Origin of the sequence: Falsiroseomonas bella (genome assembly GCF_003173615.1) — a bacterium.
In the GTDB taxonomy this organism is placed as follows: Bacteria; Pseudomonadota; Alphaproteobacteria; order Acetobacterales; family Acetobacteraceae; genus Falsiroseomonas; species Falsiroseomonas bella.
The window spans coordinates 1,293,183-1,312,608 of sequence record NZ_QGNA01000001.1; the positions used below are offsets into that span (position 1 = coordinate 1,293,183).

A 19,426-nucleotide genomic window follows, 5' to 3' on the forward strand; every position below is an offset into this window, starting at 1 on the left:
ACGGAGGAAACCCATGCAGGGCGACGAGCCAGTCATGGACATCGCCCATCTGGGGCATGTCGAGCTGCTGACGCCGAAGCCGGAGGAGAGCCTCCGCTTCTTCCGCGACGTCATGGGCATGACCGTCAGCGGCGAGAAGGGCGACAGCGTCTTCCTGCGCGGCTGGGACGACTACGAGCGCTATTCGCTGCAGCTCACGGCATCGCACACCTCCGGCCTCGGCCACGCCGCCTTCCGCACCCGCAGCGCGCAGGCGCTGGAGCGCCGGGTGGCCGCGCTGCGCGCCGATGGCGCCGAGGTGACGCGCACGGGAGAAAACTTCGGCCATGGCGAGAGCTTCCGTTTCCGCGATCCGGACGGCCATGTCTTCGAGCTCTATTGGGAAACGGAGTGGTACGCGGCGCCGCCCGACCGCCGCCCCGCGCTGAAGAACCAGGCGGAACGCTATCCCGCGCGCGGCGTGAACGTGCGCCGTCTCGATCACTTCAACTGCCTCGCCGTGGATGTCCGCGCGTGCCGCGAATTCTTCCAGCGCACCCTCGGCTTGCGCTGCACGGAGCGCATCGAGCTCGACAGCGGGGAGGAAGCCGGGATGTGGCTGACCTCCAACAACAAATCCTACGACTTCGCCTTCACCAAGGAAGCGCATGGCGTGCCAGGGCGCTTCCACCACGTGACCTTCGCGCTCGACAGCCGCGAGGCGATCCTGCAGGCCGCCGACACCTTCCTCGAGGCCGGCGTCTTCATCGAGACGGGGCCGCACAAGCACGCGGTGCAGCAGACCTTCTTCCTCTATGTCTGGGAGCCCGGCGGCAACCGCGTGGAGGTGGCGCATGCCGGCGCGCGGCTGATCCTCGCGCCGGACTGGAAGACCATCACCTGGACCGAGGCCGAGCGGAAGAAGGGCCAGGCCTGGGGCCTGAAGACCATCGAGAGTTTCCATACGCACGGCACGCCGCCGTTGCCCGACAGCAAGAGGTAGATCGACATGCCCGCCAACACCGCGCTCGTCGTCAGCGCCCATTCCGCCGATTTCGTCTGGCGCGCCGGCGGCGCCATCGCGCTGCATGCGGCGAAGGGCTGGGAAGTCACCGTGATCTGCCTGAGCTACGGCGAGCGCGGCGAGAGCGCGAAGCTGTGGCGCCAGCCCGGCATGACGATGGAGAAGGTGAAGGCCGGGCGCGAGGCGGAAGCGAAGCGCGCCGCGCAGGTGCTGGGCGTGCACGACATCCAGTTCTGGGACCTCGGCGACTACCCGATCAACCTGACCAACGAGGCCTTCTTCCGCCTGGTGGACGTGTTCCGCGCCATCCACCCGAAGTTCATGCTGACGCACTCCGAGAAGGACATCTACAACCACGACCACCCGGCGGTGACCGCCTGGGCGCAGAATGCGCGCATCACCGCGCAGGCGCATGGCCACAACCCGCACCAGAAGGTCCTGGGTGCGCCGCCGGTCTTCCTGTTCGAGCCGCACCAGCCCGAGCAGTGCGACTGGAAGCCGGACGTCCTGCTCGGCATCGACAGCGTGTGGGAGAAGAAGCGCGCCGCCATCGAGTGCATGGAAGGGCAGGAGCATCTGTGGGAGTATTACACCCGCGTGGCCCTGCAGCGCGGCGCGCAGGCGGCGCGGAACTCCGAGAAGAAGATCACCTATGGCGAGGGCTACCAGGCGGTGTTCCCGCATGTGGTGGAGACGCTGGCGTGAGCTTCCGGGCACCTCCGCGCCGCGCCGGCTTCGTCGAGAGGCCGGATGGCGCGCGCATCGCCTACGAGGTCACGGGCGAAGGCCCGGCCATCGTCTTCGCGCATGGGCTCGGCGGCAACCTGATGTCCTGGTGGCAGCAGGTGGCGCATTTCGCGCCGCGCCACACCTGCGTCGCCTTCTCGCATCGCGGCTTCTTTCCTTCCGTCGCGCCGGCGGGCGGGCCGGACCCTGCCGAATACGCAGGCGATCTCGCCGCGCTGGTGGATGCGCTGGACCTCGGCGAGATCCGCATCGTCTGCCAGTCCATGGGCGGCTGGACCGGCGTGGAATACGCGCTGCTGCGTCCGGGCCGCGTGAAGGCGCTGGTGCTGGGGGCCACGATCGGCACGCTCGATCCGCGCCAGGCGCCGGGCGGCGCGCCGACGCATGACGCGGCGGCGGCGCGGGCCGAGCTGGTCGCGCGCGGCATCAACCCCGCCGCCGGCGCCCGCATGGCGGAGGAGCAGCCGGCGCTGCACCACCTCTACAACCACATCTACAGCCTGAGCCAGGGCTTCGACCGCGAGGCGGTGCGCGCGAAGCTCTACGCCATGCGCAATCGCGCGCCCGCGAGCTTCGGCGCGGCGAACACGCCTGTGCTCTTCGTGCCGAGCGAGGAGGATGTGGTGCTGCCCTATTCCGGCAGCGCGATGGCCGCGGCCGTGCCCGGCGCTCGCGCCGTCACGCTGCGACGCGCCGGCCATTCGGGCCATTTCGAGCGCGCGGCGGAGTTCAACGCCATCGTCGAGGCGTTCTTCCGCGAGGTGGGCGCATGACGGTGGTCAAGCGCAATCCGCCGCGCGTGGCGCCGGAGATCGCGGCGCAGTTCGCACCCTATGGCGTCGCGACGATCCATGAGGCGCAGGGCCGCAAGGGGCTGCTGCAATCCCACATGCGGCCGATCTATCCGCGCGCACGCGCCATCGGCACGGCGGTGACCGTCTCGATCCCGCCGGCCGACAACTGGATGATCCATGTCGCGGTGGAACAGTGCCGCAAGGGCGACATCCTGGTCGTCGCGCCGACCTCGCCCTCCGACGCCGGCTATTTCGGCGAGCTTCTGGCCTGCTCGCTCGCCGCACGCGGCGTGGTCGGGCTGGTGATCGAGGCCGGCTGCCGCGACGTCGCCGCACTGGAGGAGATGGGCTTTCCGGTCTGGTCGAAGGCGATCTCCGCCCAGGGCACCGTGAAGGAGACGCTCGGCAGCGTGAATCTTCCGGTCGTGATAGCGGGACAATCCGTGGACCCCGGCGACCTGATCGTCGGCGATGATGACGGCGTCGTCGTCGTGAAGCGCGCGGAGGCCGACGCGGTGCTCAAGGCCAGCGCCGCGCGCGAGGCGAAGGAGAACGCCACGCGCGCCCGCCTCAAGGCCGGCGAGCTCGGCCTCGACATCTACGGCATGCGGGACGCGCTGGCGAAGAAGGGCCTGCGCTACGAGGATGCGGATGCCTGAGCCCGTCGCCCTTCGCGCCGCCATCGGTCGCTACCCGCACACCGAGGCAATCCTCTCCGGCGCCATCGCCTCGCCGCTGCTCAGGCTCGACTGCGCCGACCTGCCCGTGCCGAGCCGTGCCTTCGCGCCGATGGTGCGGGAGGCGCGCTACGACGTCAGCGAGATGGCGATCGCGACCTTCCTGATGGCGAAGGCCTGGGGCAAGCCGCTCGTCCTGCTGCCGGTCACGCTCGCCGCGCGCTTCCAGGAAGGTGCGCTGCTCTGCCGCAAGGACGGCCCGGTGCAGCGGCCGGAAGACCTCGTCGGCAAGCGCGTCGGCGTGCGCGCCTACAGCCAGACCACGGCCCTCTGGCTGCGCGGCGTGCTGGCGGAGCGGCACGGCGTCGCCGCCGATGCCGTGCAATGGGTGACCTTCGAGGACGCGCATGTCGCCGAGTATCGCGACCCGCCCTTCGTGGAACGCGCGCCGAAGGGATCGGATCTGCTGGCCATGCTGAAGGACGGCGCGCTCGACGCCGCGATCTTCGGCAACGACATGCCGAACGACCCCGCGCTGCGCACGGTCTTTCCCGACGTCGCCTCGGCCGGCGCCGCATTTCGGGCGCAGCACGGCTTCGTGCCGGTGAACCACCTGGTCTGCGTGCGGCAGGAACTGGCGGAGAGCCAGCCGGCGCTGGTCGTCGAAGTCGCGCGCCTGTTCCGCGCCGCGACGGCCGGCAGCGGCCTGCCGCAGGGCCGCGCCGCGCTCGATCCGGCCATCGCGCTCGCCATCCGCTACTGCACGGAACAGGGGCTGCTGCCCCACACGCTGACGCTCGACGCCGCCTGGGCCGGCCTGCCCGCCGGCATCGCCTGAAGCGGCACCTCAAGGGAGGACGAACCAACATGCACGCCATCACCCGCCGCGCGGCGCTGCGCGGGCTTGCCGCCGGCGCGCTCGCGCTGCCGGCACTCGCGCATGCGCAGCAGGGCTGGCCCAACCGGCCGGTCCGCGTGATCGTGCCCTTCACGCCGGGCGGCAGCACGGACATCCTCGCCCGCGCGCTGTCCACCGAGTTGCAGGAAACCCTCGGCCAGCCCTTCGTGGTCGAGAACCGCGCCGGCGCCGGTGGCACGCTGGGGTCGGAGGTCGTCGCCCGCGCCGCGCCCGACGGCCACACGATCATGATGGGGCATATCGGCACGCTGGCGGTGAACCCCTCTCTCTACCGTAACCTCAGCTTCGACACCGTCACCTCCTTCCAGCCGATCGTGCTGGTGGCGATCGTGCCGAACATCCTGGTGGTGAATCCGCGCAAGGTGGCGGCCAGCAACGTGCAGGAGTTCATCGCGCTGGCGAAGCGCGATCCGCGCGGCCTCACCTACGGATCGGGCGGCAACGGCTCCGCCGCGCATATCGCCGCGGTCGCCTTCAGCGACGCCACCGGGATCGAGATGACCCATGTGCCCTATCGCGGCACCGGCCCGATGATGACCGACCTGATCGCCGGCACCATCGACCTGACGATGACCGGCGGCCCGCCCGCTCTGCCGCCGGTGCGTGCCGGGCAGCTGCGCGCGCTCGGCGTCTCCTCGCTGCAGCGCCTGTCCAGCGCGCCCGAGATCCCGACCATCGCGGAGCAGGGCGTGCCCGGCTTCGACGCGACGCAGTGGTATGGCCTGGTGGCGCCCGCCGGCACGCCGCGCGCGGTCGTGGATCGCCTGAATGCCGAAAGCGCGCGTATCCTGCGCGGTGACAAGCTGCGTGCGCGGCTCGAGGCGGAAGGTGCCGATCCGGCCCCTGGCACGCCGGAGCAGTTCCGCGACCTGATCGTCGCGGAGCGCGAGCGCTGGGGCGCGCTGATCCGCCGCGCCAATGTGCGCGCCGACTGAGTCCGTGAATGGGAGGCCAAGGAAGATGACTCGTATCAGCCGTCGCGCCGCGCTTGCCGCGGCCCTGTCCCTGCCGGCGCTCGGCGCGCGCGCGCAGACCTTCAGTCGTCCCGTGCGCATCGTCGTGCCCTTCGGCACGGGTGGCGTCGCGGACCTCACCGCACGCGCGGTCGCCCAGCAGATCGCGCCGCTGCAGGGCCAGCCCGTGGTGGTGGAGAACCGGCCGGGTGCCGGTGGCATCGTCGCGATGCAGGCGCTGGCCGGCGCGCCGGCCGATGGCCACACGCTGATGGTCGCCAGCAACGGCACCGCGATCAGCGCCAGCCTGTTCCGCAACCTGCCGCTCGATCCGCTGAAGGACCTCGCGCCGATCGTCACGATGGGCGCCTTCCCAATCGCCGTGGTCGTGAAGCCGGATTCGCCGATCAAGGACATCGCCGACCTCGTCGCGCGGATGAAGGCGGCGCCGGGCCGGCTGAACATCGGCACCATCACCCGCGGCAGCACCCAGAACCTCTCGGCCGAGCTGTTCAAGATCCGCACCGCGACCCAGGCCGAGACGGTGGTCTTCCCGCAGACGCCGCAGCTCGTCACCGCGGTGCTGCGCGGTGACGTGGATGCGGCCTTCGAGATCACCGGCCCGATCTTCGGCCAGATCCAGTCCGGCGCGCTGCGCGTGCTCGGCGTCACCTCGGCAGAGCGGGCGGCGAACCTGCCGAACGTGGCGACGCTGATGGAGCAGGGCGTGCCCGATTACGACGTGGCCTCCTGGAACGCGCTCGTCGCGCGCGCCGGCACGCCGGCCGAGGCGATCACCGCGATCAACCGCGCCGTGAACGAGGCGCTGGCGAAGCCCGAGCTGCGCAACGCGTTGACCGCGGTCGGCGTCGAGCCGAAGGGCGGCACGCCGGAGCAGATGGGGCGCCTGCTCGCCGCCGACATCGCCCGGTGGGCGGAGGTGATCGAGAAGGCCGGGATCGAGCGGCAAGGATGAGCATGCGCGAGATCCCCACCTGCAAGGGCCCGGACCCCGACACGAAGACGCCGCGCTACCGGCCGCCGGCTGGCGCCTGCGACACGCATTGCCACATCTTCGGACCGGGCGCCGTCTTCCCCTACGCGCCGGCCCGCGCCTACACGCCGCCCGATGCGCCCTACGAGGCGCTGAGGAATCTTCACCGTATCCTCGGCATCTCGCGCGCCGTCATCGTGCATGCCTCCTGCCACGGCAGCGACATGCGCGTGACGCTGGACGGGATCGCGCGCTCCGGCGGGACCATGCGCGGCGTCTGCGTGGTGGATCCCGGCGTCACGGATGCCGAGCTCGCGCGGCTGCACGAAGGCGGCATCCGCGGCGTGCGCTTCAACTTCGTGAAGCATCTCGGCGGCATGCCGGACATGGACGTGTTCCGCCGCGTGCTGTCGCAGGTCGAGCCGCTCGGCTGGCATGTCGTGCTGCATCTCGATGCGCAGGACATCGTGCCGCTCGCGCCGGTGATCTCCGCGATCCGCATCCCCTTCGTCATCGACCATATGGCGCGGGTGAAGGCGAAGGACGGGGTGGACCAGCCCGCCTTCGCGCAGCTGCGGGAGCTGATGAAGAACCCTCTCGCCTGGGTGAAGGTCTGCGGGGCGGAGCGGATCAGCTCCGCCGGCGCGCCCTTCCGCGATGCGCTGCCCTTCATCCGCACGCTGGCGGCCGATGCGCCGGACCGGCTGCTCTGGGGCACCGACTGGCCGCATCCGAACATCGCCGGCGACATGCCGAACGATGGCGACCTGGTGGATCTGCTGGCCGAGGCGATCGCGGACGAGGCGCTGCGCCACCGCATCCTGGTGGACAACCCGACGCGGCTCTACTGGCAGGACTGACCCCGGCAGCAGGCGCTACCCGCCGCGATCCTCCTGCACCTGGTCGCGCCAGAAATAAAGCTGGCCGGTCGCGGCGCCCTCCACAGGGGAGAGGCGCAGCATGTCCTCGGTGCGTTGCTGAAGGCGCCAGGAGGAGGTGCGGAAGACGGTGACGCAGCCGCCCTCCGCCCGCGCCGCCGCCAGGCGGCGCAGCGCGGCCGGGTCCGCAGCGGGTTCGCGCAGCAGGCGCAGCGCCCCGGCGTCCGCACAGCCCGTCGTGCCGTCGCGTGCCACGCGCCAGATCGGTTGTGTCTCGGCGGGCTGCGGCGCGGGCCGCCGCACCGCCCGGGTCGCCGGCGGCGGCGGAGGCGGCGCGACCTGCTGCGCGCGTGACGGCACCGCCGGGTGTTCGGCCGCGCAGCCGGCTGCGGTCAGGAGCAAGGCGAGGGCGAGACGCCGCATGATCACCTCCTGTTGAACAGGACGGCCTGGTGCAACCGGGGGGACTCAGCCGGCATCCTCCAGGCTAGCTGGAACAAAGAACTTCCGTAACGGGGCAGCGCGCCGCAAGCTGCATGGGCTGCAAGGAACGGGGATGCCGCCAGGCACGGGCTTCGCTTCACGCCTCCAACGCCGGCGCCTGCTGGCCGGCTTCGGGCTGGGCGCGCTGGTGGCCGCTTCTCGGCCACTGGCCGCCGCGGAGCCGGAGGATGCGGCCCTTGCGCGCCTCGGCCAGGCGCTGGCGGATGTGCTGGAGGCGGAGCTTCGGCGGATCGAGGCCGGCCTGCGGACCGCCGCCGCGGCCATGGCACCGCCGGGGACGGCGAATGGCGGCGCCCTGGACATCCTCGCCCTGGATCGGCTGGTGCGGGCGGCCGCCGCGGCGCTGGACGTGCCGGTGCTCGGCTTCGACCCGATGCTCGCTCCGCTGGCCGATTCGGCCCTGCCGGCCGGCACGCCGCTGCCTGCCTCCCCGGCGGCCGAGCTCGCGGCGGATGCGCTTGGTGCGATGCGCACGGCCGTGGCGCCCTTCGGTGCCGATCCGGTCCGGATCGGCGTCGCGGTGCCCGTCGGCGGGGGCGCGGCGGGCCGCGCCCAGGCGGTGCTCCTCGCCGCGCCTGCCGCGCCCGACCTGCTCGGGGGGCTCGCGGCTGTGCTCGCACGCATCCCGGAGGCGGGCGAGGTCTCGGTGCGCCTCGTCGCCCTGGGCGCGGGGCAGGATGCACCGCAGACCATTGCCTGGGCCGGCCGCGATCCGGTGGGCGCGCCCGATGACCGTCGCGTGACGCGCGCCCTGGCCGGCGCGCCCCGGCTCGCCCTGCTGTTATCCGGTCCCGCCGCCCCGCCCCCGCCCGAACCAACCGCATTGCCGGTCGTCGCGTCCGCGGTTCCGGTGCTGGCCGAGCTGCCCGCGGCGCCGCCCGCCCCCGTCCCGGCGCCACGCGCCGGCCTCGACACGCCGCTGCTGACGGTGGTGGGCCTCGGCGCGGCGGGGGTCGGTGCGCTGGCGGCGACGTTGCTCGCCAGCATCGGGCTGCGGCAGGCCCGGCGCGGCGCCGGGCGCAAGGCGGCGGCGCTGGCCGCCGCCGAGCAGGAAGCGCGGCACGCCCTGGCGGAATTGCGCGCGATCCACGACACGATCCCGACCGGACTCGCGCTGCTGGACCCGGAGGGCCGGCTGCTGAGCGCCAACCTGCACCTCGCCGCCCTTGCGGGGCTGGCGCCGGAGGCGCTGCCGGGCCGCCGGCTGGCGGATGTGCTGCCCCCGCCTTTGGCGGAGGCGATCACCGCCGGCCAGGCGCAGGTCCAGCGCGAAGGCCGCCCGGCGCTGGATGCGGCGGTGGTCGTCCAGGCGGCGGGGCCGCTGCGGCACGAGCGGCATCTCCTCGTCTCCTGCCATCCGGTGCGGGACGCCACCGGCCGCATCGAGGCGGTGAGCACCACGGTGCAGGATGTCACCGCGCGCGCGCGCGCCGAGGCCGGACGCGACCTGCTGGTGCAGGAGCTGAACCACCGCGTGAAGAACACGCTGGCCACCGTGCAGACCATCGCGCAGCAGACCATGCGGCAGGCCGGCGACGACCCGGCCGGATTCCAGCGCAGCTTCGGTGAGCGGCTGCGCGCCCTGGCCCGCGCGCATGACCTGCTCACCGCCCATGGCTGGGGACCGACGCAGCTCGGCCCGGTGCTGGAGGCCGCGCTGGCACCCTGGCTGGCCGACCGGCGCATCGCGGTGGAGCCGGGGCCGGAGGCCCTGCTGCGCCCGGCCCAGGCGCAGGCGCTGGTGCTCGCGCTGCATGAGCTGGCGACCAATGCCGCGAAATACGGCGCGCTCTCCGTCGAGGAGGGGCGCGTCCAGGCCGGCTGGTCGGTGAACGAGGCGGACGAGGTCGAGCTGCGCTGGTCGGAGACCGGCGGCCCGCGCGTGAAGGAACCCTCCCGCCGCGGCTTCGGCACGCGGCTGCTCGGCCAGGTGCTGCGCCAGGACCTCGGCAATGGTGCCGTGCCGGAGGTGGTGTTCGATCCGCGCGGCGTCCGCGCGACGGTGCGCTTCCGCCCCGCCGGGCTCGCCGCTGCGCCGGACGGCGAGGTGGCTCAGAGCGCGAAGGTGTCCGGGTGGAACAGTTCTTCCGGCGCGACCTCGCGCGCGGCAAGCCCGTCGGCCATCGCGTAGCGGCACATCGCGGCGATCTCGTCGCGGTTGCGCGCGAAGCCGTAGGGCCAGGGATCGCCGCCCATGAAGGCCGTCTGCGCCGCTGCCTCGGCGGCGATCCAGGGCAGCGAGACGCGCAGCACGTTCACCATGGCAAGCTCGACGAGCGCTTGCGCCTTGGCTTCGGCGAAGGCGCGGTGCAGCGCGGCCGCGAGGCCCGGATGCGCTTCCGCGACGTCGCGGCGGATGGCGATGCAGTGCATGATCGGGAAGAAGCCGGTGGCCTTGAAATAGTCCTGTTCGGCCGCGCGCGTGTCGGCGAACAGCCGCGCGACGGGCGCGCTGCGCTGCACGAAGCAGGCAGGCGGGCGCGGGCCGATGAAGGCATCGAGCCGGCCCTCCGCCAGCATGCCCTCCAGCGTCTCGCCCGCCGGGATCACCTGCATGTCGAGGCCGGGCGGCAATTGCAGCGGCGTGCGTTCGCCCCCCGAGCGCCACGCGATGCGCCGCGTGTCCACGCCGTGCTGCTCCCGCAGCATGCCGCGCACCCAGAGCGCGGCGGTCTGCTGGTATTCCGGCACGCCGATGATGCGCCCCGCCAGGTCTTCCGGCCGGGCGATGCCGCGATCCGTGCGCACATAGATCGCGCCGTGGCGGAAGGCGCGGGAGGGGAAGATGGGCACGCCGATGTAGCGGCTGTCGCCACGCGCGACCGAGAGGATGTGGCTCGCCATGGAGAGCTCGGTGATCTCGTGCCGCGCCTCCCGCATGGCGATGCGGAACAGGTCCTCGGGCTCGCCGGCGATGCGGGCGATGTCGAAGCCTTCGATCGCGACGCGCCCCTCATGGATCGGGCGCGTGCGGTCGCTCATCGTGCAGGCGAGGGTGAGGGTCATGTGGCCTTGGCGATGTTCTCGGGCGTGAAGGGCCAGTGCCGCACGCGCACGCCGAGCGCATCGGCGATGGCGTTGGCGATGGCGGCGATGGTCGGGCCGAGGCTGCATTCCCCGGCGCCGAGCGGCGGCGCCTCCGGCCGCGCGATCAGCTCCACCGCAACCTCCGGCACCTCCGGGAAGCGCAGGATCGGGTAGCGCTCCCAGGCATCGGAGGTGATGGTGCGCGTATCGTGGCGCACCGCTTCCAGCAGGCACATCGATGTCGCCTGGATCGCGCCACCCTCCACCTGGTTGGCGATGCCGTCGGGGTTGATCGGCTCGCCGACATCCGCGGCGAGCCAGAGACGGCGGCAGAAGACGCGCTCGGCGCATTCCACTTCGGCCACCGCCGCGCACCAGGCGCCGGTGCCCTTGTAGCGCGAGACCGCCAGGCCGAAGCCGTGCCCCTCCCGCTTCGCGCGCGTCTCCCATCCGGCCATCCGCGCGGCGCGGGCGAGCACGTCGCGCGCGCGCGCATCGTCCAGGTGGCGCAGGCGATGCGCCAGCGGGTCTTCGCCCGCCCTTGCGGCGATGTCGTCCATCACGCTCTCGATCGCCCAGACATTCACCAGCGCGCCGAGGCCGCGCAGCGCGCTCGCACGGATCGGCATCGCCTGCAGCGTGTGCATCCCCACATGCAGCGCCGGCACGCGATAGGGCGGCACGGCGTTGCGCTGCGCACCGCCGCCGCCGGCCAGCGGCGGATTGATCGAGAGCGGCACCTCGAAGCCGTCCGCGATCATGGAGGCCGAGAGCAGCGTCGGCAGCGCGCCCCGCCCCGGCCTGCCCGAATGGCCGTTCGAGGTGACCTGGTGCCGCCACGCCAGCAGCGTGCCCTGTGCGTCCGCCTCGGCCTCGATCTCCACCAGCATCGCGGGCGAGAAGGGCGACCAGCCCAGCTCCTCGGCGCGGGACCACATCAGGCGGATCGGCGTGCCGGGATGCGCGCGCGCGACCAGCGCGGCATCCAGCGCCACGTCGTCGGCGCCGTTGTGGCCGTAGCAGCCCGCGCCTTCGGCATGGTGCACGACGATGTTCTCGGGCGGCAGGCGCAGCGTCTTTGCGAGGTCGGTGCGCAGGTTGTAGATGCCCTGCGAATGCGTCCAGACCTCCAGCGTCGCGCCGTCCCAGCGCGCAACGGCACAGGACGGTCCGATCGAGCCATGCGCCAGGAAGGGTCGAAGGAATCTTTGCTCGACACGATGCGCGGCTTGCGGCGTCCCGGCACTGCGTTCGGTGACGACGGATGTCTCGCGCGGCGCGCTGCGCAGCCAGTCTTCCAGCGCGGACTCATGGGGCAGCGTGTCGCGCTCCTCCCAGCGCGCGCGGCGCGCGACACGCTCCGCCGCCTGCTCCGCGTGGTGCTCCTCCGCGGCGACGACGGCGACGAAATTGCCGTCGCGCAGCACCGTCGCGCCGCCGGGCAGCGCGCCCTGATCCAGCGCCGTCAGCACCGCGCCGCGGGAAGACGGGCGCACCAGGCGCGCATGCAGCATCCCCGGCAGCCGCAGGTCGTGGACGAAGCGCGGCGCTCCAAAAACCTTATCGGGCAGGTCGCGGCGCGGCGCGGAGGTTCCGGCGACGCGGCGCTCTGCGGCCGGCTTCGGCTTCGCCTCCGGCGAGGCCTCCACGGCCAGCAACCCCGCATCGGCCATGCTCCAATAGGAGCCTAGCACGCGGCCATCCGGCGCGCAGAATTCCCCGTCGCGAACGACGATGTCGTCGAGCGACACGCCGCTGCGCTGGGCGACAACGGACCGAAAAATGCGGCGCGCATCGGCGCAGGCGTGGCGCAGCGCCATGCCGCTCTCCTGGATGGAGAGCGAGCCGGAGGTCACCGCCTCGTCCGGGCTGTCCGGCGTCGCGGCGGGCTGCACGCGGATGCGCGCGAGCGCGACGTCCAGCTCCTCCGCGCCGATCTGCGCGAGCGCGGTCAGGATGCCCTGGCCGAGCTCCACCTTTCCCGGCGAGATGGTGACGAAGCCTTGCGCGTCGAAGCGCAGCCAGCGGTCCAGCCGGCGGTTGACGTGCAGGCTGCCCGGCAGCCGCGGCCGTCCGTCGTCCACGACGCCCCTGAAGGCCAGGTTCATGCGGGCGCCATGGCGTCTGCCGCGCGTCGCACGGCGCGGATGATTCGGTTGTGCGAACCGCAGCGGCAGAGATGCGGCGCCAGCGCCGCCTTGATCTCCGCATCGGATGGCTGCGGCACGCGCCGCAGCAGCGCCGCCGCCGCCATCAGGATGCCGGAGAGGCAGTACCCACACTGCCCCGCCTGCAGATCCAGGAAGGCCGCCTGCAGCGGATGCGGTGCCTCTGGCGTGCCAAGCCCCTCCACCGTCTCCACCTGCCGTCCCGCCGCGGCTGAAACCGGCAGCGTGCAGGCGAAGGCCGGCGCACCGTCCAGCAGCACGGCGCAGGCGCCGCATTGCTCCGTCCCGCAGCCGAAGCGCGGGCCGGAGAGGCCGAGCGGGCCGCGCAGCGCGGCGAGCAGCGGCGCCTCCGCCTCGATCTCCGGCGCGACGGGCGCGCCGTTCAGGACGAAGCCGACCGGCACGCGAGGCCTCTAGCTGGGCGTCATCTTCGCCATGCGGATGTATTCCGCCTGGCGGGTGATGTCCTGGCGCAGGAAGGCATCGAATTCCGCGATGCTCATCGGCATCGGCGCGGCGCCCATGCGCGCCTGGCTCTCCCGCGTGGCGGGCAGGGAGAGGATGCGGTTCAGCTCCGTGTTCAGCCGCTCGCGGATCGGCAGCGGCGTCGCCGCCGGCGCCATGATGCCGAGCCAGATGGAGGCCTCGTAGCCGGGCAGCGCCTCGGCCACCGCGGGCAGGTTCGGCAGCAGCGGGCTGCGCTGCGGGCCGGTGGTGGCCAGGCCGCGCACGCGGCCTTCCTCGATCTGCGGGCGCATGGTCGGGATGGCGTCGAACATGATCGGCACCTGGCCCGAGATCAGCGCCGTGCGCGCCTCGTTCGAGCCGCGGAAAGGCACATGCGTCGCCTGCGCGCCGGCCATGGCCAGGAACACCTCGGCCGCCACGTGGTAGGGCGTGCCGGGGCCGGAAGAAGCGTAGTCGTACTTCCCCGGATTGGCCTTCAGCAGCGCGATGAACTCCTGCAGGTTCTGCGCCGGCAGCGACGGGTGGATCGCCAGCACGTGGTGCGCGATGTTCAGCGCCGCCACCGGCGCCAGGTCGCGCATCAGCTGATAGGGCCGGTTCGGCAGCAGCGTCTCGTTCGCCGTGTGCGTGTTCGACATCAGCAGCAGCGAGTAGCCGTCGGGGGCGGACTTCACCACGTTGTCGGCGCCGATCGTGCCGCCCGCGCCGGGGCGGTTCTCCACCACCACCGACTGGCCGAAGGCCTGCTGCAGCGGCTCCGCCAGGAAGCGCGCCGCAACATCGGCGGAGCCGCCGAGGCCGAAGGGCACCACGATGCGGACATTGCGCTGCGGCCAGTTCCCCTGCGCCTGCGCGATGGCGGGCAGCGCAAGCCCGGCGGCCAGGATCGTCCTGCGACGAATCATCTCTTTCCTCCTCGGTGTCGTTGGTCGGACAATCGTGCTTGCGTGACGGTTCGGCAACCCCTCGCGGCATCGCACCGGCTGCGTCAGGATCGGGTTCACGTGTCCGACGGCTGAAGGAGGCATTCCATGGGTGAGACCGCATCCATACCGCTCGAGCGTTTCGCCGCCGTCCGGGCGCTGGCGCAGGGCTGGTGGCTGTTCCTGCTGCGCGGCGTGCTCGGCATCCTGTTCGGCATCGTGATCTTCCTGTTCCCCGGCGTGGGGCTGGCGGTGATCCTCGCCTTCCTCGCCGCCTGGGTCGGCGTGGACGGCGTCGCCTCCCTCGTGCACGCCTTCCGCGGCACGCCGGACCCGACGGGGCGGCACCGCTCCCGCACCTGGCTGACGCTGGACGGCATCGCCTCCCTGGCGCTGGCGGCCGTGGTGCTGATCGCGCCCGGCATCTCCGCGATCTTCCTGGTGATCTGCGTCGGCGCCTGGGCGCTGGTGGTGGGCGTGTTCCGGCTGGTGATGGCCTGGCGGTCCGGCAGCTGGATGCTCGGGCTGCTCGGCGCCGTCTCCGTGCTGGCGGGGCTGATGCTGATGATCGCGCCCGGGCCCGGGCTGCTGGCGGTGATCTGGATCGTCGCGCTCGAGGCGATCGCGATGGGCGTGCTGTTCGTCGGCCTGGGCTGGCGGCTGCGCAAGGTCGCCAATGACCCGCACGGGCCGGTGGCGGCGTGAGGAGGCCGGGGCGCGTGCCCTGGCCCCGCCTCACGGGATGACGAAGATGTCCGAGGCGGTGATCGTCGGCGCGCCGGCGAGGGTTGCCAGCATGACGGAGGCCGTCGGCCCGGTACCGTCCGGGTCGAAGCTCACCACCCCGCCGGCGTAGAGGATCTGCGCGATCGACGCGGTGGGCCCGCCGGCCGCGAAATGCGCCGCCGCCAGCGTGCCGAGCGGCAGGCCCTTGAAGAAGGTGGCGTCCACCTGGATCGTGTCGGCGCCCGGCGTGAAGTCGGTGATCAGGTCGCCGCCGTCCTGCAGCCGGATGTAGCGGAAGATGTCGAAGCCCGCGCCGCCGCTGAGCGTATCGGCGCCGGCCTCGCCCAGCATGATGTCGTTGCCGTTGCTGGCGGCGATGCTGTCGTCGCCGGCGCCGCCGAACAGCAGGTCGCGCTGGTTGACGCCGGCAATGGTGTCGTTCCCCGCCCCACCCGATTGCAGCGAGGGCCGGGCGGGCGAGGCGAAGGCGTCGTTCCCCGCGCCGCCGATGCGGGCGACGAAGGTGGAGGCCGCCTCCTCCACCGTCCCGTCGCCGTCCGTGTAGCGCGCCACCGAGCGGATCAGCGTGCCGAGCAGCGCGCCGGAGGGCGCGAAGCCGAGCCCGATGGCGCCCGGGATGTCCTGCCAGGTGCCGCCGGTGAAGGATTGCCAGCGGAAGGCGATCTCGCCGATGCCGTCCACGTCGGCGAGCTCGGCCGAGGTGGTCAGCACGCCCGCGCTGGCGTTGATCAGCAGGTTGACGATGCCGGTCGGCGCGTCGTTGACCGGGGTGAGGTCCATGCGCGCGACGGCGCCGACCTGGTTCGTGCCGTCGGAGACATCGAAGGCGAAGACGACGTTGCTGTTGTCGTTCAGCGCGGGCGTGAAGGTCCAGGTGCCGTTGCCGTTGTCCACCAGCGTGCCGGCGGGGTCGGAGATCACGGCGAGATCCAGCGCCTGCAGCGGCGCGCCTTCCGGGTCGGACCAGCCGGCCAGGAGCTGCGCCTGCGTGATCAGTCGCGTCGCATCCTCCGCGGAAGGCGCCAGCGTCACCACGCGCGGCCCCCGCGGCGCGTCGTCCTCGGTCGTCACGGCGACAGCCAGGGAGGCGGCGGGCGGGGTGACGTTGCGCCATGCGGCAAGCTTGCCGCCGCCGAAGCCGCCGGCCACGAGGTCCGCGTGCCCGTCTCCGTCGAAGTCGCCCAGTGTCGGCGTGCTGTCCTCCAACAACACACCATAGGAAAAGGGGCTGGTGGCGAGGCGGACGAAGCCCGAGTCGGTGTTGCGCCAGACCTCCAGCCTGGCGTTGTCATCGCCGAGGACGAGGTCGGCGCGCCCGTCCCGATCGATGTCGCCCAAGGCAGGCGCTGCATAGTCGAATGCCGGGATCCCGGCGAAGGGGTTGGTCGCGAACAGCTCGAAGCCCAGGCCCGTGTTGCGCCAGGCCGCGAGCGCGCCGAAATCCTCCCCCACCACGAGATCGGGCAATCCGTCGGCATCGATGTCCCCGAATGCCGGCGTGCTGCGGGTGCCCACGTCGATCCCGGCGAAAGGATTGGTCGGGAAGTCCTCGAAGCCGCTGCCCGTGTTCCGCCACGCCGACACGGTCCCGTTCGCATTGCCGACGGCCAGGTCCAGCAGACCATCGCCGTCGATGTCCCCAAGCGCGGGCTTGCTCAGGTTGCCCACGTCGATCAGCGCGAAGGGGTTTGTGACGAAGGGTTCGAAGCCCGCCCCTGTATTGCGCCAGGCCGAAAGCATGCCGCTGGAGTTCCCGACCACGAGATCCGGCAGTCCGTCCCCGTCGATATCCCCGAGCGCGGGCGCGGCGCCGCTGTCCGCGTTGATCGCGGCGAAGGGGTTCGCTGCATCGCTGAGCAGCGCGAAGGCCGGGGCGGCCGGGCCGCCTGGGGCGCCGCCATTCGCCTGCACCAGATCGAGCGTCAGCGTGCGGAACAGCGTCGGCGTCTCGCTCGCATTGGCATAGGCCAGCCGCCCGAGCAGCGCCTGCACGGCCGGGCCGTCGGCCGCGCCGGTCAGCGTGACGACGAAGGGCGCGCCGTCGCCGCCCGTGGCGGTGCCGATCTCCGTCCCGCCGAAGCGGAAGACGGTGCCGTCGAAGCCGATCTGTCCGGGCGCGTCGCCCTGCGGGAGGATGGTCACCCGATCCTCCGCCAGCAGCCCGGCAACGGTCAGCGTCGCATCGGCGAGCGTGTCCCCCTGCGTGAAGGTGGCGGCGGGGGCGAGCAGACGCAGCCCTGCATTCACCTGCCCCTCGGCAAAGGCCGCGAAGGCGCCAACACCGCCGAGACGCGGCACCTCCGGCACATTCGTGACGGTGATCGCGACGGCCTGGCTGGTGGTGGCGGTGCCGTCCGATACGGCGACGACGATATCGTGGATTTTGTCCCGGCCCTGGTCCTCCGGCTGCTCGAAGTCCGGCGCAAGGGCGAAGCGTACTGCGCCCGTTGCGTCGATGGTGAACAGTGCGGCATCGGCGCCGGAGAGCGACCAGGAGAGCGGCCCCGTGGCATCCGCATCGCTGGCCACCGCCTGCACCACGATGGCGCTGCCGTTCTCCGCGACGCTGACGCTGCCCGGCACGGTGAGCACGGGCGGGTCGTTCTCCGCGGTGACGGTGACGGTGACGGCGGGCAGGCCCGCCGTGCCGCGCCACGCGGTGAAGCCGCCGAAGAACTCGCCCGCGATCAGGTCGGCGCGTCCGTCGCCATCCACGTCCCCGATGGCGGGCTTGCTGACGGCGCTCAGCGTCGCGCCGGTGAAGGGGTTGGCGGCAAGGGCCTGGAAGCCGGCACCCGTATTGCGCCACACGGAAAGCCCGCCGTCCTCGTCGCCGAGCACGAGGTCCAGCAGCCCGTCGCCGTCGAGGTCGCCCAGCGAGGGCGCGCTGGATTCCGTGACGCTGATGCCGTCGAAGGGGTTCGTGGCGAAAGCCACGAACCCCGTGCCGGTGTTGCGCCAAGCCAAGAGCGTGCCGTCGCGGCCGCCAAGCACGAGGTCCAGCAGCCCGTCGCCATCGAGATCCCCGAGAGCCGGCGCCGCGCCAGCGGGCGCGTTCACCCCGGCGAATGGGTCGCCGGGCAGCGCCTCCCAGCCGGTGCCGGCGTTGCGATAGGCCGAGAACGCTCGGGCGACGGCGCCTATCACGATGTCGGCCAGCCCGTCGCCGTCGAGATCCCCGAGCGTGGGTATCCCCCATGCCGGGATCGGCTGACCTTCGAAAGCCGTGAACGGCTCGAAGCCCGTGCCCGTGTTGCGCCACACCGACAGCCGGAAGCCGCCATCCGAACCGATCGCCACGAGGTCAAGGCGCCCGTCGCCGTCGAGGTCACCGAGCGCAGGGGAGCCCCAGGCCCCGCCGTCGAGACCGTTCACCGGGCTGGCCGCGCCGGTGAGCAGGGCGAAGCTCGGCGCCCAGGGGCTGCCGATCTTCTGGCCCGCCGCGTCCGTCGCCATCAGCGTCAGCGTGCGCGCCGCGGTCGGCGTGTCGCTGACATTCGCATAGGCCAGCGCGCGGATCACCGCCTGCGTCGCCTCCGCCGTCGCCGCATCATTGAAGCGCAGGATCAGCGCGGTGCCGTCCCCGCCCGTTGCCGTGCCGACCGCGATGCCGCCATAGCGGATCGTGCTGCCCTCGAAGCCGACCTGGCCCGCCCCGTTCCCCTGATGCAGGACCGAGACGCGGTCTTCCGCCAGCAGCCCGGCGAAATGCAGCGTCCCGCCGGCCATTCCGTTGTCGGCGGTGAACGCCGCGGCGGGAAACAGCAGCAGCGGCCCCGCATTGGCGGCGTTCTCCGCGATGGTCAGCGCGCCGGGCAGCCCGGCCAGGGTCGGTGGCTCGGAGACATCCGTCACGGTGATGTCCACCGCCCGGGACGCGCTGGCCACCCCGTCGCTCACCGTCACGACGATCTTGTGGACGTTGTCGGCGAAGGCATCCTGCGGCGCCTCGAAATCCGGCGCGGCCTTGAACCGCACGGCGCCCGCGGCGTCGATGGTGAACAGCGCCGCGTCGGTGCCGGAGAGCGACCAGGTGAAGCTTGTCGGGCCGTCCGGATCGGTGGCCGCAGCCTGGTAGGCGATGCCCGTCCCGTTCTCCGCGACGCTGGCCGAGCTGCCCGAGACGATCAGCGGTGCGTCGTTCTGCGGCGTGACATTGACCGTCAGTGTCTGCGTGGTCGCCGCGCCAAAAAGAGGCTGGATGGTCAGCGTCAGGTTGCGCGCAGGCGCCGGCGCGTTGGAGACATTCGCGTAGGTCAGGGTCTGGACCAGCGCATCCAGCGCCGCGGCGCTGGGCGCTCCGGTGAACGCGACGGTCAGGGTGCCGCCCACGCCCCCCGCCACTGTGCCGAGCGGCGCGCCGCCGAAGGTCACGACGCTGCCGTTGAAGCCGATCTGCCCCCCGCCGATCCCCTGGTTGGCGATCGAGACCCGATCCTGCGCGAGCAGGCCCGAGATCGAGAGGGTGGTCGGCACGACCGGGCCGACGTAGCTGAGCGTCACGTCGCCATCGATGACCTGCGGCGCCGCGTTCACGGCGTTCTCGCCGAAGGTGACGCTCGGCCCGAAGCCGGTCAGGCTTATGGACATGGCCGCTCTCCACCGCGCGCTTTGGCGGGCCCCG

General features: G+C 72.3%; 16 protein-coding genes. 10 read left to right on the plus strand and 6 right to left on the minus strand.

The features are described from left to right. The first annotated feature begins 13 nt into the window (after positions 1-13). From DFH01_RS06065 to DFH01_RS06100, 8 genes are read left to right on the plus strand one after another with little or no spacing between them, the layout of a single operon-like run. The gene (locus DFH01_RS06065; RefSeq protein WP_109869433.1) at positions 14-982 is read left to right on the plus strand and encodes a catechol 2,3-dioxygenase; all 969 of its coding nucleotides are present in this window, start codon (positions 14-16) and stop codon (positions 980-982) included. A gap of 6 nt (positions 983-988) precedes the next feature. Next, entirely contained in the window at positions 989-1,708 is a 720-nt protein-coding gene (locus DFH01_RS06070; RefSeq protein WP_109869434.1) for a PIG-L deacetylase family protein, read from the plus strand. Then, entirely contained in the window at positions 1,705-2,523 is an 819-nt protein-coding gene (locus DFH01_RS06075; RefSeq protein ID WP_109869435.1) for an alpha/beta fold hydrolase, read from the plus strand. The genes DFH01_RS06070 and DFH01_RS06075 overlap by 4 nt, the downstream gene beginning before the upstream one ends. Then, on the plus strand, positions 2,520-3,203 hold the full coding sequence (locus tag DFH01_RS06080) for a 4-carboxy-4-hydroxy-2-oxoadipate aldolase/oxaloacetate decarboxylase (RefSeq protein WP_109869436.1): 684 nt from the start codon (positions 2,520-2,522) through the stop codon (positions 3,201-3,203). The genes DFH01_RS06075 and DFH01_RS06080 overlap by 4 nt, the downstream gene beginning before the upstream one ends. After that, the gene (locus DFH01_RS06085) at positions 3,196-4,059 is read left to right on the plus strand and encodes an ABC transporter substrate-binding protein (RefSeq protein WP_109869437.1); all 864 of its coding nucleotides are present in this window, start codon (positions 3,196-3,198) and stop codon (positions 4,057-4,059) included. The genes DFH01_RS06080 and DFH01_RS06085 overlap by 8 nt, the downstream gene beginning before the upstream one ends. A gap of 29 nt (positions 4,060-4,088) precedes the next feature. After that, complete coding sequence (locus tag DFH01_RS06090) at positions 4,089-5,075, plus strand: Bug family tripartite tricarboxylate transporter substrate binding protein (protein WP_109869438.1); 987 nt, start codon at positions 4,089-4,091, stop codon at positions 5,073-5,075. Between the two features lie 25 nt (positions 5,076-5,100). Continuing rightward, the gene (locus DFH01_RS06095) at positions 5,101-6,069 is read left to right on the plus strand and encodes a Bug family tripartite tricarboxylate transporter substrate binding protein (protein WP_109869439.1); all 969 of its coding nucleotides are present in this window, start codon (positions 5,101-5,103) and stop codon (positions 6,067-6,069) included. Between the two features lie 2 nt (positions 6,070-6,071). Continuing rightward, positions 6,072-6,947: an amidohydrolase family protein gene (locus tag DFH01_RS06100; protein ID WP_233255984.1), complete on the plus strand. Its 876-nt coding sequence runs from the start codon at positions 6,072-6,074 to the stop codon at positions 6,945-6,947. Positions 6,948-6,962: 15 nt separating this feature from the next. Here DFH01_RS06100 and DFH01_RS06105 read toward each other — a convergent pair whose 3' ends face one another. Then, on the minus strand, positions 6,963-7,388 hold the full coding sequence (locus DFH01_RS06105) for a hypothetical protein (RefSeq protein ID WP_109869441.1): 426 nt from the start codon (positions 7,386-7,388) through the stop codon (positions 6,963-6,965). 133 nt (positions 7,389-7,521) lie between these two features. On the opposite strand from DFH01_RS06105, the gene DFH01_RS06110 reads away from it, so the two are divergent. After that, positions 7,522-9,600 carry a sensor histidine kinase gene (locus DFH01_RS06110; RefSeq protein WP_109869442.1) on the plus strand — a complete coding sequence of 693 codons (2,079 nt, stop codon included), beginning with the start codon at positions 7,522-7,524 and terminating at the stop codon, positions 9,598-9,600. Here the strand turns inward: DFH01_RS06110 and DFH01_RS06115 are convergent. Genes DFH01_RS06115 through DFH01_RS06130 form a run of 4 tightly spaced genes read right to left on the minus strand, consistent with a single transcriptional unit; the run spans position 9,522 to position 14,037 of the window. Next, positions 9,522-10,475 (minus strand): substrate-binding domain-containing protein, encoded by a 954-nt coding sequence (locus DFH01_RS06115; RefSeq protein WP_109869443.1) that lies wholly within the window; start codon positions 10,473-10,475, stop codon positions 9,522-9,524. The two genes, DFH01_RS06110 and DFH01_RS06115, sit on opposite strands and share 79 nt — an antisense overlap. Continuing rightward, complete coding sequence (locus DFH01_RS06120; protein WP_109869444.1) at positions 10,472-12,604, minus strand: xanthine dehydrogenase family protein molybdopterin-binding subunit; 2,133 nt, start codon at positions 12,602-12,604, stop codon at positions 10,472-10,474. Before DFH01_RS06120 ends, DFH01_RS06115 begins: the two co-directional genes overlap by 4 nt. Then, positions 12,601-13,068 carry a (2Fe-2S)-binding protein gene (locus tag DFH01_RS06125; protein ID WP_109869445.1) on the minus strand — a complete coding sequence of 156 codons (468 nt, stop codon included), beginning with the start codon at positions 13,066-13,068 and terminating at the stop codon, positions 12,601-12,603. The genes DFH01_RS06120 and DFH01_RS06125 overlap by 4 nt, the downstream gene beginning before the upstream one ends. Before the next feature lie 9 nt (positions 13,069-13,077). After that, complete coding sequence (locus DFH01_RS06130) at positions 13,078-14,037, minus strand: Bug family tripartite tricarboxylate transporter substrate binding protein (protein ID WP_109869446.1); 960 nt, start codon at positions 14,035-14,037, stop codon at positions 13,078-13,080. Between the two features lie 126 nt (positions 14,038-14,163). On the opposite strand from DFH01_RS06130, the gene DFH01_RS06135 reads away from it, so the two are divergent. Further along, on the plus strand, positions 14,164-14,760 hold the full coding sequence (locus tag DFH01_RS06135; protein ID WP_109869447.1) for an HdeD family acid-resistance protein: 597 nt from the start codon (positions 14,164-14,166) through the stop codon (positions 14,758-14,760). Between the two features lie 30 nt (positions 14,761-14,790). On the opposite strand, the gene DFH01_RS06140 is transcribed toward DFH01_RS06135, so the two are convergent. After that, positions 14,791-19,392 carry an FG-GAP-like repeat-containing protein gene (locus tag DFH01_RS06140; protein WP_109869448.1) on the minus strand — a complete coding sequence of 1,534 codons (4,602 nt, stop codon included), beginning with the start codon at positions 19,390-19,392 and terminating at the stop codon, positions 14,791-14,793. Positions 19,393-19,426 lie beyond the last annotated feature (34 nt).